The organism is Fulvivirga sp. AWR4_260 (assembly GCF_056158185.1).
This window is the reverse complement of the sequence record NZ_JBSWSU010000001.1, coordinates 224,203-238,019: the sequence shown is the minus strand read 5'-3', so window position 1 is coordinate 238,019 and position 13,817 is coordinate 224,203. Positions and strand designations below refer to the sequence as shown.

Annotated in this window: 12 protein-coding genes; 9 read left to right on the top strand and 3 right to left on the bottom strand. The window is 37.3% G+C overall.

The window, feature by feature from the left end:
- The first annotated feature begins 17 nt into the window (after positions 1 to 17).
- Together ACXACQ_RS01035 and ACXACQ_RS01030 are read left to right on the top strand one after the other, a co-directional pair.
- Entirely contained in the window at positions 18 to 1,469 is a 1,452-nt protein-coding gene (locus tag ACXACQ_RS01035) for a nicotinate phosphoribosyltransferase (RefSeq protein ID WP_474974058.1), read from the top strand.
- Positions 1,450 to 1,884, top strand: coding sequence for a hypothetical protein (locus ACXACQ_RS01030; RefSeq protein WP_474974057.1), 435 nt, complete (start codon positions 1,450 to 1,452; stop codon positions 1,882 to 1,884). Before ACXACQ_RS01035 ends, ACXACQ_RS01030 begins: the two co-directional genes overlap by 20 nt.
- A gap of 44 nt (positions 1,885 to 1,928) precedes the next feature.
- Here ACXACQ_RS01030 and ACXACQ_RS01025 read toward each other — a convergent pair whose 3' ends face one another.
- Positions 1,929 to 3,794, bottom strand: coding sequence for an outer membrane protein assembly factor BamB family protein (locus ACXACQ_RS01025; protein WP_474974056.1), 1,866 nt, complete (start codon positions 3,792 to 3,794; stop codon positions 1,929 to 1,931).
- Between the two features lie 200 nt (positions 3,795 to 3,994).
- On the opposite strand from ACXACQ_RS01025, the gene ACXACQ_RS01020 reads away from it, so the two are divergent.
- Entirely contained in the window at positions 3,995 to 4,906 is a 912-nt protein-coding gene (locus ACXACQ_RS01020; RefSeq protein WP_474974055.1) for a ribose-phosphate diphosphokinase, read from the top strand.
- A gap of 56 nt (positions 4,907 to 4,962) precedes the next feature.
- Here ACXACQ_RS01020 and ACXACQ_RS01015 read toward each other — a convergent pair whose 3' ends face one another.
- Positions 4,963 to 6,801 carry a family 43 glycosylhydrolase gene (locus ACXACQ_RS01015; protein WP_474974054.1) on the bottom strand — a complete coding sequence of 613 codons (1,839 nt, stop codon included), beginning with the start codon at positions 6,799 to 6,801 and terminating at the stop codon, positions 4,963 to 4,965.
- A 152-nt stretch (positions 6,802 to 6,953) separates the two neighbouring features.
- Between ACXACQ_RS01015 and ACXACQ_RS01010 the strand changes: the two genes are divergently transcribed.
- Positions 6,954 to 8,201: a cation:proton antiporter gene (locus ACXACQ_RS01010; RefSeq protein ID WP_474974053.1), complete on the top strand. Its 1,248-nt coding sequence runs from the start codon at positions 6,954 to 6,956 to the stop codon at positions 8,199 to 8,201.
- A gap of 54 nt (positions 8,202 to 8,255) precedes the next feature.
- A complete protein-coding gene (locus tag ACXACQ_RS01005) occupies positions 8,256 to 8,588 on the top strand; it encodes a 7(1) septoil knot domain-containing protein (RefSeq protein WP_474974052.1) in 333 nt (110 codons plus the stop codon).
- A gap of 132 nt (positions 8,589 to 8,720) precedes the next feature.
- Here ACXACQ_RS01005 and ACXACQ_RS01000 read toward each other — a convergent pair whose 3' ends face one another.
- Positions 8,721 to 9,488 carry an XRE family transcriptional regulator gene (locus tag ACXACQ_RS01000; RefSeq protein WP_474974051.1) on the bottom strand — a complete coding sequence of 256 codons (768 nt, stop codon included), beginning with the start codon at positions 9,486 to 9,488 and terminating at the stop codon, positions 8,721 to 8,723.
- A gap of 252 nt (positions 9,489 to 9,740) precedes the next feature.
- On the opposite strand from ACXACQ_RS01000, the gene ACXACQ_RS00995 reads away from it, so the two are divergent.
- Genes ACXACQ_RS00995 through ACXACQ_RS00980 form a run of 4 tightly spaced genes read left to right on the top strand, consistent with a single transcriptional unit; the run spans position 9,741 to position 13,682 of the window.
- Positions 9,741 to 10,136 (top strand): YbjN domain-containing protein, encoded by a 396-nt coding sequence (locus ACXACQ_RS00995; RefSeq protein WP_474974050.1) that lies wholly within the window; start codon positions 9,741 to 9,743, stop codon positions 10,134 to 10,136.
- A gap of 12 nt (positions 10,137 to 10,148) precedes the next feature.
- Positions 10,149 to 10,865 (top strand): PspA/IM30 family protein, encoded by a 717-nt coding sequence (locus ACXACQ_RS00990; RefSeq protein ID WP_474974049.1) that lies wholly within the window; start codon positions 10,149 to 10,151, stop codon positions 10,863 to 10,865.
- Between the two features lie 10 nt (positions 10,866 to 10,875).
- Positions 10,876 to 11,499 carry a hypothetical protein gene (locus ACXACQ_RS00985; RefSeq protein WP_474974048.1) on the top strand — a complete coding sequence of 208 codons (624 nt, stop codon included), beginning with the start codon at positions 10,876 to 10,878 and terminating at the stop codon, positions 11,497 to 11,499.
- Positions 11,500 to 11,513: 14 nt separating this feature from the next.
- Positions 11,514 to 13,682: a flotillin family protein gene (locus tag ACXACQ_RS00980; protein ID WP_474974047.1), complete on the top strand. Its 2,169-nt coding sequence runs from the start codon at positions 11,514 to 11,516 to the stop codon at positions 13,680 to 13,682.
- The last annotated feature ends 135 nt before the right edge of the window (positions 13,683 to 13,817 follow it).

The window sequence follows — 13,817 nt, the reverse complement described above, 5'->3', positions numbered from 1 at the left end:
ATTTAAACTTTACGATCATGAATACTAACAATTTAATATTATTAGCCGATGCCTATAAATACTCTCACCATAAATTATACTACCCTGGCACTAATAAAGTATATAGCTATTTAGAATCAAGAGGTGGTAAATTTGACAATACCGTTTTTTATGGGTTGCAATACTTTATAAAGCAGTACTTAGAAGGGCAGGCCTTTACTCAGCAGGATTTAGATGAAGCCGAGCCATTTTTGCAGCAAGTATTTGGTAGAGATGATGTGTTTGATAAAAGTAAGTTTCAATACATATTGGATAAATATAATGGTCATCTTCCTGTTAAAATTAAAGCAGTAGCCGAAGGCACTAGTGTGCCCACTAATAATGTGCTGATGACTATAGAAAATACGGACCCTAATTGTTATTGGTTAACTAATTTCCTTGAAACACTTTTAATGCAGGTATGGTACCCTAGTACTGTAGCTACCCTTAGTAGAGAGGTGAAGAGGATAATCATAGATTATTATGATCAAACTGCATCAGAGGAGGCAAAAGCAGGGATAGATTATGTTTTGAATGATTTTGGCTTTAGAGGAGTAAGTGGTGTGGAAAGTGCAGGTTTAGGAGGTAGTGCTCATTTAATTAACTTTAGTGGTAGCGATACTTTGGCAGGTTCATTAATGGCGCTCACCCACTATAAGGCTCAGGAGGTTTATGGTAAAAGTATACCTGCTACAGAACATAGTATATGTACTTTATTAGGCAAAAAAGGGGAAAAGAAAATGTTTGAGCATGTTTTGAATGCTTTTCCTTCAGGTGTTTTGGCATGTGTGTCTGATAGTTATGATATATTTAACGCATGCAAAGAATATTGGGGGGAAGATCTTAAAGATCAGGTGCTTAACCGTGATGGTGTGTTGGTGATCAGACCGGATAGCGGTGATCCCATTAAAACTTTGTTGGCTGTATTTGATATCCTATTTGAGAAGTTTGGATTTACAGTAAATGATAAAGGCTTTAAGGTTTTGCCACCTCAAATTAGAGTTATTCAAGGTGATGGTGTTAACTATGAGGCGATAAAAGAGATTTACGCCTCACTTAAAAATAATAACATAAGTGCTGAAAATCTCGTCTTGGGTATGGGGGGAGCCTTGTTGCAGAAAGTGGATAGGGATACTCAGAAGTTTGCATTGAAATGTAGTTATGCTGAAATAAATGAGGAGCCGGTTATGGTTCAAAAAAGCCCTGTAGAGATGAATGAGTATGGTGAGGTGGTGGAGAGTTTCAAGAAAAGTAAAGCAGGGAGATTGAAATTAGTAGAACTGGGAGGTGAATATAAAACAGTTACAGAGGAGGAGTTTCCCGAATTGCAGGACGAATTGATAACTGTTTTTGCTAATGGAAAGTTAATAAAGGAATATAGTTTTGAAGAGGTGAGGCTCAATGCTGCTTTGCCCATAAAGGAGGAAGAAAATGATTACGCGAGCAATTAAAAAAGCCTTTATTCATGCCGAGAAAAAAGGTTGGAGTAAAACGTACTGGGCATTTGATATACATGATACTATAATAAAGCCCAATTGGTCTACCAAGGAAATACCTACAGAGTTTTTTCCTTTGGCAAAAGAGGCCTTGCAGTTGATAACTAAACGACCTGATGTGGTTTGCTTGCTTTATACTTGCTCACATCCACATGAGTTGGACAATTATCTGAATTTTTTCAAATCGCATGATATTCACTTCGATTATGTAAATGAAAACCCGGAAGTGGAAAGTCAGAAGTATGGTTACTATGAGCGGAAGCCCTATTTCAATGTGCTGTTTGAAGATAAAGCAGGTTTTGATCCTTATGAAGACTGGCAAAAGGTAATTGAAATGATGCGAGAAACCGATAATTACCTAAAAGAATAGAAAATGACCCCGAGTCTAAAACTGAAGGCTCGGGGTCATTAATTTTATTGCAATTGATAACAGGTGATTATTTGATTTTTTTCATTTAGAAATATTCTATTATCAACTTCGTCAACAGTATAACTTGGGGTTTTGTCAATCAGGGTTATTTTCTGATTAATTTCTCCTGTGTTTTTGTCTACTGAACAAATGTATTTAACTCCATCATCTTGTTTAGTAAGTATAAACTTATGATCTTTTGTAGTCCTAGAGTTGAAGTACCTTGTTTTGGTGATTTCAAATATAGGAGTCATGTTCTGTGAGTTGGAGCCTACATATAGTCCAGTCACTACGGAAGTTGATGAAGATCCTTCTGTTTGGTCTCCTTGAGTGAAAACTACTCCGTTGCTCAAGTTCTGTAGCGTTTTTAAGTTGTTAATAGAACCTTGAATGTCTAAATCTACACCTGCAGCGTTAAGTCCTGTTTGTGCTAAGTCAACAAATCCGTCTAATGATGATACAGGTTTAAAATACTTCGTATATACTATTTTTCCTTCTGGAGATAATACACTGGCATGTTGATCAGCCGTGATGAAATATCCAGCAGACACGTATTCTGCTTCTAAAGGTGTTTTTCTGTTTACTTCCGCAAGTTCAATGTCTTCAGCAAAGAGTTCGATTTCACCACTTTCTAAATCAAACTTGTACCCTTTCTTGTTTTCGAATAAAACTACCTTGTTTTCTTTAGTGTCAAATGTTACCGCTGGAATTGATTTGAACTTAACATCTTTTTTCCAGATGTCTTTTCCATCGCTGTATGAAAGAATGTTTGAGCGTTGAGTGGAAATATATAGAATACCTGATTTGCTAGGAGTAGCATAGTAAGCATAGCCTTTAACCTTGCTGTCCCATACTTTTTTCCCATTTTTATCTACCAATGAAATAGATCCGTCTTTTTCGTCTTTTCCAATAGCTATGAAGCCGTTTTCGTATGGGATTACTTCGTCTAAGAATGGTATTTTATAACTTTTCTTCCATATTAGCTCTCCGCTTTTCGGGTCTATCAGGTTAAAACCTTCTGTTTCTACCAGTACCAGATGACCTTCTCCGTCCTCTACAATGTCTAATAGAGTGCCTTTCAGTTTTAATTTCCCTGGGGTAATATCTTTTCCTGTAGAAGGGTCAAATACAGTGAGTTTCTTGCTTTTTCTGATGCCCAAATAAAGACTGTTGTTTAAGTCAGAGTAAACAAGAGCTTTAATTTTTTTGTCGGTAGAATGTCCCCATGCTACTTTACCTGAGTTTTTATCTATAGAGTAGATCTCATCTTTTAGTCCAACAATTAATTCATTGTTTTTAGTGAAAATCGGCCCTTGAGTTATGAAACTTGTAGTGCTTAAATCATTTATTTTAGCGCTTAATCCTTTGATGTTGCCTACAGGCACAGTCCATTCTTCGCTCCAGGTTTTTAAGCTAAATTTCATTAAGTACCTGTTGCCTTCATCAATAAGCTCAAATAATATACAAGCTTCTTGCGGTAGTACATGATAAGTTTTTATTCTATATCCAGCTTCTTTGGTGTCATAAATGATGTCTCCGTTAGCGGCATTCATAATGATGCCTCGTGACCTGCCAACCGCGGGAGTATATTCGGCAAAAAATAAAGGTAAACCTTCTATATTTTGAAAGGAGCTGCGGCTTACGGCTTTTAAGTCGTTTTTAAACCAAATCTCTTCGCCAGTATTATTGTCAAGGCCTAAGAGACCTTTGTCGCCAGCGGCTATTATTACACCGTTGTTAGTTTGTTCTATCCAGCTTACAGTATTAAGCTTTTGTTTTAAGTTCAGTTGCCATAGTTGCTCCTGAGCTGTGGCTTTATTGGCATTTAAGCATGCGACTAAAGCGATGATGAAAAAGTATAAATATTTCATTTAAAATTATTTAAAAAATTATAGTAGATGCAGTTTATATTTATTTATAAAAAATGAAAATGTTTTTGAAAATAATTTAATTAAATCAAATGCCTGGCATTGAGTAAATTATAATGATGAGTGTGTTAGGTGGTGTTTTACAGTTAACTAATTTTTAACTTTACACTCTATTTGGATCAGTTATAAAAAATCATTTTAATATGAAAAAAATATTATTCCACACTACCGATTATGATTATCTGGCTCAGCAGGTTTTGGCTTCTGGAAAGTTTGAAGCTGGAGAGGTGGAGGTGAAAAGATTTTCTGATGGAGAGCGGTATCAGCGTATTTTAACTGATGTGGAGGATAGGAATGTGGTATTGCTGGGGGGAACCATTAACGATGAGGCAACCTTAGAAATATATGATTTGGCATCATCTATAGTGAGTTTCGGAGCTAATTCATTAAGCTTGGTGGTGCCTTACTTTGGGTACTCTACCATGGAGCGTATTGTGAAAAAGGGAGAGGTGGTGACTGCAAAAACCAGAGCGAGATTGCTTTCTTGTATACCTAAAAGTTATAAAGGTAATAGAATTTACTTGTTTGATCTCCATACTGAAGGTACTCCTCACTATTTTGAAAGTAGTATTAGGGCGGTGCATGTTTACTGTAAGTCTATAGTATTAGAGGCTGCTAAAGAATATGGAGGGGATAATTTTGTAATGGCTAGTACTGATGCGGGCAGGGCCAAGTGGGTAGAGTCATTGGCTAATGATTTAGGTGTGAATGCGGCTTTCGTGTTGAAGCGGAGGTTGGATGGAGATCAAACGGAAATTAGTGCTGTAAATGCCGATGTGGAAGGTAAGGCTGTAGTTGTTTATGATGACATGATCAGGTCTGGAGGTAGCATAGTGAATGCGGCAAAGGTGTATAAGGAAGCCGGTGCTGAGAAGATTTATGTTATCACTACACACGGCCTTTTTATTAATGATGGTCTGAATAAGCTTAAAGATTCAGGAATAATTGAGAAGGTGATAAGTTGCGATACGCATCCTAATGCTGTGGTTCTAAATGATGATTTTCTTGAGGTGAGGAGCATTTCTGGGTTAATAGATGAAATAGCGCATCACTAAATAATAAGAATCGGCATAATAGAAAATAGTTGCTATTTTCTATTATGCCGATTGATTTATTCTGTAGTTAGAACTTCACTCTTTTCTGAAATTCCATTTTCATTAAATGCTTCTACCTGATAGAAGTATTGTTGGACGCTATTAAGTGCTCTTAATTCGTAGCGGTTTTTGTCGTAAATCATTACCGAATTATTGAGTCTATCTTTTTTGATACCCCAGTAAAGGACATATCCACTTGCGTTTGGAGATGTGTCCCAGTTTAAGTTTGCATTTCTTCTGTCGGTATCTCTTTTTACTATAAAGTTGCTTGGGCTTTTTGGGGCAGGCTGATGACCTTTTCCAAATACTCTGAAGTCAGAAATGGCCAGGTATTTATTAGGGATAGAAACATGTTTGTATTTAATATATCTTGCTTCTCGCGGTTCTTGCAACTCAATGTATGCGTGAGGTTGATCTTTCTGGTTTTTGCTATAGTCGGCCATTGTATTCCATGTTTTGCCATCATTGGAGTACTCTAATACAAATTGAGTTTTTAGGGTGTCAGGTCTGCCAAATATTTCAGAATTAAAATCTTGAAAGTTAATCTGAATGGCATTGATAGTCATGGTTTCTTTTAAATCAACAGTTAGTTCAGGTAGTTTGCTGGTTTCTGCTACCCAATATGTTCTGATGTTTTCATCTGTGGTCATGGCAGGAGAGTAGTCGGGCTTCTCTTGGTTAAGCATGTAGCCAGTATTGCTTTCATCTACTACATGTCTTTTAACGGAGTTATCTATAGTAGAACTGGCCGTAACAGGTTTGTTGTAAGAAAGGAGCATCCATCCTGTAAATCTATTTTTATGATTATCAACTTCTGTGTTTGGCAGGTAGTGTGGGTAATCTCCGTATGCAGTGTTTACGTACATTTGATTTTCTTCATACCCTGCAGGAAACATGCCTATCCTTCTTTCGAATTTGTAGTTAACCGATATGGGCATGCTAGCGAAGTGCCAGAAGTTGCCGTTGTTGTCTTTTACTGTGCTTCCATGTCCTGCTCCTGTAAGAAAACCTCCGGGTTTATAGCTGATGGGGTTGTATGGTGCATATTCGAAAGGTCCCATAGGGCTTTTGCTGGTGTAAACACCGTCTGCGTAAACATTCCATTGTGTGCCAGGCGCGCTATATTCTAAGTAGTAGGTGTCATTGTGTTTGGTCATCCATGGTCCTTCTAAGTAGGGGGCAATGTCTGATTTGTGGTCTTGCCCAAATCTTTCCCAGCCATGTATTTCGGGCTTAAGCATAAATAAATCTTTTTCTTCGCCTTTAGGTATAAAATGATTGTCTGCATCCAGCTCTACCACACGTAACGGGAAGGTATTGGAAGATTCTTCAAATAAATAAACTCTATTATCATCATCAACAAATAAGTCAGGGTCCTGTATAGCAAAAGGAATTACGCTGTAGGTAGTTTGCCAGTTTCCTAGCTCGGGGTTGTCAGTTTTGATTACCGCTGCTTGGCCTGAAGGGTCGCCTAAAACAATTATTTCATCTTTGTAAATGGCGGCTGCAGGTGCGTTGCTGCCATTAAAATACCAGCTTTGTGGTTTTATGAACTTCCAATTGCTCATGTCGTCAGATACCCAGTATCCATGCGATCGAGTAACGAACATATAAAATTTGCCTTTATAATTAATTACTGCTGGGTCAGCGCCTGATCTGTACGATACACCCCGGTATGCATAGTGTGACATATAACTGTAGTCAATGTCTACAGGGTTACAGTAGGTGGATTTTTTGAATTGAGCTTTGTTATTTTTGCTGCTATGGGTTGAGGTGTTTTGTTCTTTTGAGCAGCCTAAAACAACTAGTACGGTTAAGGTTAGGTTTATGATTTTTTTAAGTGTGTTTTGAATCATAAATATTGAAATAATTAATTTAATGTGCTCAAAGCTAAGGTTTAATGAGTAGGCGAGCCTCTTGTTTTTAGGAAAACTGTTCGGTAGGTTTATTGTTTAGCCTTTGTCCGCGTATCATTGTGAGTTACATTATGTTCTATTAAAATTTTCTTATGAGTTTATTTCATATACTGTCTTTTATTATTCTTTTTTCGGCTGGTATAGCTTATTTAAATGAAAAGTATATCAAGCTTCCTTCGGCTATAACCTTGCTGTTGGCTGGTGTTGTAATGTCACTTTGTGTTATGTTTTTAGGAGGGATTTTCCCTGCATTAAGTGACAAGGTGAAAGAGTCTTTGGAGTCTTTAAATTTTGCTGAGATAGTGCTGGAAATGATGTTGAGTTTTTTGCTGTTCGCAGGAGCACTTCACACAGATTATTCTAAGCTAAAAAAAATGAAGGGTGCCATATTTACTTTTGCTACACTGGGTACTTTAATTTCAACGGGGATAGTAAGTGTTCTTATGTATTATCTGTTTGCGTTATTTCATCAGCCTTTGCCATACATTTATTGTCTTTTGTTTGGGGCGTTGATTTCCCCCACCGATCCTATTGCGGTTTTAGGTATATTGAAAAAGGCTAATGTTCCAGATAATATTGAAATTAAATTTGTGGGAGAGTCGCTATTTAATGATGGAGTTGGGGTGGTTGTATTCACTTCAGTTTTTATGGTGGCTAAGCAAGGAGTGGCCTCATTTAGTGTGGGTGAAATAGGTCTTTTGTTTCTTGAAGAAGTAGGTGGTGGGCTCTTGCTAGGTTTTGTTTTAGGATATGGAGGCTATTATCTCATGAAAAAAATTGACCATTACAAAACTGAGATTTTAATTTCATTGGCGGTGGTAATGGCTGGGTATAGTTGTGCGCATTATTTACATTTTTCTGGTCCATTAGCTATGGTTATAGCAGGTTTATTTATAGGTAATAAAGGGGCAAGCGAAGCTATGTCTGATATCACTAAAGATTATATTCATAAGTTTTGGGAAATGGTAGACGAGGTGATGAATGCCATTTTATTTGTTTTGATAGGTCTTGAAATGGTAATTATTCCTTTTGATGCTCAGCTTTTGCTTTATGGGGCAATTGCTGTTGTCGTAATCGTGGCAGCTAGGTTTGTTTCGCTGTATTTGCCGGCTCATATGTTTGGGTTGAAAAAGACTTTTGCTCCTAATACCATTTCTATTATGGCTTGGGGAGGCCTTCGGGGTGGCATTTCAATTGCTTTAGCTTTATCGCTGTCAGAAGATATGGGGAGGGAGGTTATTGTGCCTGTTACCTATATAGTGGTGTTGTTGTCACTTGCAGTTCAGGGCTTAACAATAGGTAAGTTTATACAATTTTTGAAGAAAGAAGAGGTGGAATAGGTAATTAATATATTTAATTAATTATATTTATATTGAATAAAATAATTTTTTGATATGAAAAAGATTTTAATGGTTATGTTTTTTGCTTCTTTGTCGTACGTTTCTTACGCTCAAAAGGTGCAAGTAGTGAGTAGTTCCAATGATGCAGATTTTACCATGCAAATTGTAAAATCATCAAATGACGCTGATCTTAAGGTGTATAAGGTGAGTTCAAGTAGCTCTGCAAGTGGTAATGAAGGCAAATGGTATTTTGTAAATTCATCTAATGATGCAGATGTGCAGGTATATATTACAAGTTCATCTTCTGCTGATTTAAAGGTATATTATGTGAGTTCTTCTAATGATGCAGGCTGGAAAAATTCATCTAAAAAGCGACTATTAGATTAATTATCTAATTGAAATATGGTAAGCTGCTTCTTATAAAGGAGCAGCTTTTTTATTGTCTTTAATTTCCGGCTGTTGGTGGGGATGTAGCTTTGCTGATGGTGTTTAATTTCCAATAAGTATAATTTGTAATAGTTAGCTCAATCTTTTTTCTAGTTTCGAAAGCCTCATTTCCAAAGTGCTAACCCGTTCTTCAAGTCTGGAAGGTGATTGCAAATTGGTACTAAAAATAGCTTTAGCTTTCCATATTTCTAGTATCTCCTTCTGCTTTACTTCCACTCTGTCATAAGCGGGGTTGTCTGCTCTAAAAATGTATTTTTCTTTTTTCTTGTGAAATCTCCTAGTGTAAATTTCCTCCGCAGTTACCAGTATGTATAGCTGATCGTGTATTAAATCATCAAGGTTCTCAACGGCAGTGGTTAATATAATGTCTTTGTGGTGCACTCCATGGTTTTCGTACACCATTTCATTTCCGCTGACTTGAAATGCCCTTGATTTTTTTGTCTGGGTGAAGGGAAATTGAGTTACCGGGAGGTTGTTGACATAATCTTTACTTTGGTGGTTGACGATGTAATCTAGGTATTTGTCAAGTGTAATTAAGGGCGTTTGCTCTTCTATATCATCTTTATTGCTAAGCTTAGGAATTTCATTGGGGTCAAACTCTTTTTTGAAAATATCAAATTTATACAGCTCGTTAATAGTCAGCTCTTTGGTCAGTAGGGTGTCTATAGACAATTCGAAATGCTTAGCTATTTGAATTAATGTTTCAATTTTTGGTTCGGTTCTGCCTTCTTCGTAAGCGCCTACACTAGGCCTGGCTAGGTTAAATAGCTGAGCGAAATCTGATTGGCTCATTTTTTTGACCGCTCTGATTTTTTTGATGTTTTTTCCTATAAATGACATTCTAGCTCCCTCTTTTAATTTTTTTCAAAATTCGCATAACCTTTTTTAAAATACTAGCGTATATGTAATTAATTGATTGCTCATAAAAATAGCATAGCTCAAATAAATAGATAAAACAATGAGGATGAAACCAAAAAGAGTTGAAATTTTTAAACCTCCATAGGTTTTTGTAATACTTCAATATTTAGAATTTTAATTTTTTTAATAAATTGCAATAAATTTGATTTATTTAAAGTATAAATAATAATATATATGACTCATTATTTTGATAAAGTAAAAGAATACCTCATTGAGTTGAATTATGAAATAACATTTGAGAATAGTGATGAAGGTGTCTTTGTGGTAAGTGATGCGCAAGCGGGTATCAATAATATGGTGCTGGGGTGTGCTGATCCTATCTTAATAATAGAGCAATTTATTTTTCAAGTAAAAGCAGATAATGCTTCTGTATATAAGCGGCTGTTACAGAAAAACAGAGACATCATACATGGAGCATTTGTGCTAGACGATTCAGGCGTGAAGGTAATATTTAGAGATACTCTTCAATTAGAAAACCTGGATTTAAATGAATTGGAAGCTTCTTTTAACTCATTGGGGCTTCTTCTAAGCGAATTTTCTAATGAGTTAATAGAATTATCAAAACAATAAAGAATTACAGAAATGAATATATTCAATAGATTATTTAAAATCGGTCAGTCTGAGGCTCATGCAGCAATAGATAAGCTTGAAGACCCTATAAAATTAACAGAGCAAGGCATCAGAGATATGAAGGTAGACTTAGATAAAAGTTTGCAAGCTCTTGCGGAGGTGAAAGCTATGGTGATAAGATCTAATGGCGATATCAAAAAATATAAGGATGCTGCTACGGGTTACGAAGGTAGGGCAGTGATGCTATTAAAAAGAGCGGAGAGCGGAGAGTTAGAGGCAGCGGAAGCTGATAGATTAGCTACGGAGGCTCTTATGTTGAAAGAAGAAAATTTGAAACATGTAGAGCAAGCTCAAAAGGAGAAAGCTCAATATGATACTTCTGTTGCTCAATTGGAGAGCAATGTTAAAAAAATGAGATCAAACATTGCTAAATGGGAGAACGAATTGAAGACTTTGAAGGCTAGGGTGAGGGTGAGTTCTGCTACTAAAAATATAAATAAGCAGTTGGCTCAAATAGATTCTGGTAGCACCGTGGCAATGTTAGAAAAAATGAAAGACAAGGTCGCACAGGAAGAGGCTTTGGCTGAATCTTATGGTGAGATAGCTAATGAGAGTAGGAGTATCGATGAAGAGATAGATCAGACGTTGGCTTCTAGTGCTTCTTCTGAAAGAAGTGATGAATTGGCTAAGCTGAAAGCAAAATTAGGTATGAATAAAGAGCAGTCTTAAATGTTATAAAATGAATGAATTACTTGATGCAGCTGTAAATCCAGCAAACATAATCATCACCATAATGGCAATATTCATTGTCATTTATTGGCTTACTGTAATTGTAGGTGTAATGGATGTAGATTTCCTCGACTTCGATATAGAACTAGAGGCAGAAGCAGAAGTGGATGGTGTTTCGGTAACTTGGCTTAATTCAGTTTTAAGTTTTTTCAATTTGGGTCAGGTGCCGGTAATGATCTTTTTCACATTTCTGATTATCCCTGCGTGGGCAGTAACGCTTCTGGTTAATGATTTCATCGGTAATTCATCATTTTTCTTCGGGTTAGTTGTCTTGTTGGCTGTGCTCTTTGTGAGTTTGTTTATTGCTAAAGTTCTTACTACGCCTTTTGTGAAAATATTTGCTAGGCTTAGTAAGGAGGAGGGGGCCAAGGATGTGTTGATGGGTAAGGTTTGTACAGTTACAATAAGTACCAGTGAAAATAAAACGGGCTTAGCAGCCATAAAAACCGAAGGAGCTCCGCATATAATTAATGTGAAGACTGTCCCGGGAGCCGACATGGAAAAAGGCGAAACAGGATTAGTTATTGAGCATTTGCCTTTGGAAAATATATATATCATAGAACCTTTTAACTAATTAACATATCAACTATGGCAAGTAATGTACTTCTAATTTTAATCATTGTCGGGGTCGTGTTCGTCATTGGCCTACTTGCAATGTTCATCAAAATGTATAGAAAGGCTATACAGGGTGAAGCCCTTATCCGTACAGGTTTGGGGGATGCCAAAATTTCTTTCTCGGGTATTTTTGTGGTGCCTGTACTTCATAAGTTGGAAATTATGGATATCACGCTTAAGACACTTACCATTTCCAGAATGGCTAAAGATGGTCTTATCTGTAAAGATAATATGAGGGCAGACATCAAAGTAAGTTTTTTCATTCGAGTAAATAAAACTACTGAAGATGTAATACATGTAGCTCAAAGCATTGGATGTCACCGAGCATCAGACATTCAGGAGCTTGAAATACTTTTTGATGCTAAATTTTCTGAGGCTTTAAAAACTGTCGGTAAACATTTCGATTTTGTTGAATTGTATAACTCAAGAGCTTCTTTTAAAGAAAAAATATTGGAAGAAATAGGCACAGACCTCAATGGATATGTTTTGGATGACTGTGCTATTGACTATGTAGAGCAAACATCTATACATGATCTCAATGAAAGTAATATTCTTGATGCTCAGGGTATTAAGAAGATTATAGAACTTACTTCATCAGAAAAAATTAAGTCAAACCTGATTGAAAGAGAAAAGGAAAAGACCATTAAGAAGCAAGATGTTGAGGCCAGAGAAACTATTCTGGAGTTAGAAAAACAGCAAACTGAGAAAGAAGAGCAGCAGCGCAGAGAGATTGAAAATATTAGATCTAGAGAGGCAGCTGAAATTGAAAAGGTTCGTCAGGAAAATGACTTAAAATCTGCTCAGGCTCGCATAGCTACTGAAGAAGAAATTGGAGTGGCTGAAGAGAATAAGCTAAGACAGATAGTTGTGGCTCAGAAGAATAAAGAGAAAACTGATGCTGTAGAAACTGAAAGAGTAGAGCAGGCAAGAGCGTTAGAGGCTACTGAAAGAGAAAGAGTAGTAGAGTTAGCTCGTATTGATAAAGAAAAGTCGCTTGAAGTAGAGCGTAGAAATATACAAGAAGTTATCCGTGAGCGTGTTACAGTGGAAAAAGCTACTGTGGCTGAAGAAGAGAAGATAAAAGATACTCGTGCTCAGGCGGAAGCTGATAGAAATAAAATGGTGGCTATCACGGTTGCGGAGCAAAAGGCTGAAGAGGCTTTAGTTCAGGAAATTAAGGCCGCGGAAGCAGCTCGCCAAGCAGCAGATTCATTGGCTAAAAAGTCATTGATTGATGCGGAAGCTGAGAAAGCAGCGGCTAATCATAAAGCTGAAGCTATGAAAACATTAGCAGATGCTGAAGCAGCACAGAAGGCAGCCATAGGTATGTCTGAGGCTCAGGTTATGACCGCCAAGGCCGAAGCCAAAGAGAAAGAAGGAGAGTCTGAGGCTTCTGTAATAGAGATGAAGGCTGATGCTGAAGCTAAAGGTATAAGATTGAAGGCCATAGCTCAGTCTGAGGCTGATGAGAAGCTAGGTTTTGTAGCAGCGAAAGTGGCGCGCGAAAAAGGAACTGCCAATGCTGAGGTTACTGAAGTACAAGCTGTGGCTGACGAGAAGAAAGGTATGGCAGAAGCGAAAGTGATGGCGGAGAAATTCAAAGCCGATGCAGAAGGTATCAAGCAAAAAGCTGCTGCTATGAAAGCGCTGGATGGTGCGGGAATGGATCACGAAGAGTTTAAGTTGAAATTAGAGAAAGACAGAGCCATAGAATTAGCTCAAATAGATGTGAGCAAGTATATTGCTGAGGCTCAAGCTCAAGTGCTTGGTGAAGCCATGAAATCAGCTAAGATTGATATTATAGGAGGAGAAAGTATGTTCTTCAACCAAATAGCAGGATCTGTAGCTAAAGGAAAATCTTTAGATGCCTTTATTAATGGGAGCGAAGTGGCTACAGATGTGAAAGCGGCCTTTTTGAGCACTGATGGAGGTAATTCTTTCAAGGAAAATGTAGGTCAGCTATTGAAGAGCTTTAACCTTACCTCAGAAGATGTGAAAAACATCACAGTATCGGCCTTATTATTCAAGATGATGGGTAGCGCTGAGGATGAAGGTATCAAGAATAGCCTTAGACAAATGATGAGCGTGGCTAAATCAGCCGGTCTTGATAACGAGACTCCCCGCTCACTGGGATTGATTTAAGTATAGTCTCTAAGTAAACACCAATCTCTGCGTTAAGCTTGCGCCATAATATTCCGTTTTTCGGTACTGCGCAAGCCTCGCTCTGGGTGTTTTCTTAGAGCCACCAAGTACACAAAATACTCAATACTAGTTTCT

Excerpts from the sequence above, each read along its gene's own strand:
- ACXACQ_RS01035 (WP_474974058.1), top strand. The coding sequence starts at position 18 with ATGAATACTAACAATTTAATATTATTAGCCGATGCCTATAAATACTCT.
- ACXACQ_RS01030 (WP_474974057.1), top strand. The coding sequence starts at position 1,450 with ATGATTACGCGAGCAATTAAAAAAGCCTTTATTCATGCCGAGAAAAAA.
- ACXACQ_RS01025 (WP_474974056.1), bottom strand. The coding sequence starts at position 3,794 with ATGAAATATTTATACTTTTTCATCATCGCTTTAGTCGCATGCTTAAAT.
- ACXACQ_RS01020 (WP_474974055.1), top strand. The coding sequence starts at position 3,995 with ATGAAAAAAATATTATTCCACACTACCGATTATGATTATCTGGCTCAG.
- ACXACQ_RS01015 (WP_474974054.1), bottom strand. The coding sequence starts at position 6,801 with ATGATTCAAAACACACTTAAAAAAATCATAAACCTAACCTTAACCGTA.
- ACXACQ_RS01010 (WP_474974053.1), top strand. The coding sequence starts at position 6,954 with ATGAGTTTATTTCATATACTGTCTTTTATTATTCTTTTTTCGGCTGGT.
- ACXACQ_RS01005 (WP_474974052.1), top strand. The coding sequence starts at position 8,256 with ATGAAAAAGATTTTAATGGTTATGTTTTTTGCTTCTTTGTCGTACGTT.
- ACXACQ_RS01000 (WP_474974051.1), bottom strand. The coding sequence starts at position 9,488 with ATGTCATTTATAGGAAAAAACATCAAAAAAATCAGAGCGGTCAAAAAA.
- ACXACQ_RS00995 (WP_474974050.1), top strand. The coding sequence starts at position 9,741 with ATGACTCATTATTTTGATAAAGTAAAAGAATACCTCATTGAGTTGAAT.
- ACXACQ_RS00990 (WP_474974049.1), top strand. The coding sequence starts at position 10,149 with ATGAATATATTCAATAGATTATTTAAAATCGGTCAGTCTGAGGCTCAT.
- ACXACQ_RS00985 (WP_474974048.1), top strand. The coding sequence starts at position 10,876 with ATGAATGAATTACTTGATGCAGCTGTAAATCCAGCAAACATAATCATC.
- ACXACQ_RS00980 (WP_474974047.1), top strand. The coding sequence starts at position 11,514 with ATGGCAAGTAATGTACTTCTAATTTTAATCATTGTCGGGGTCGTGTTC.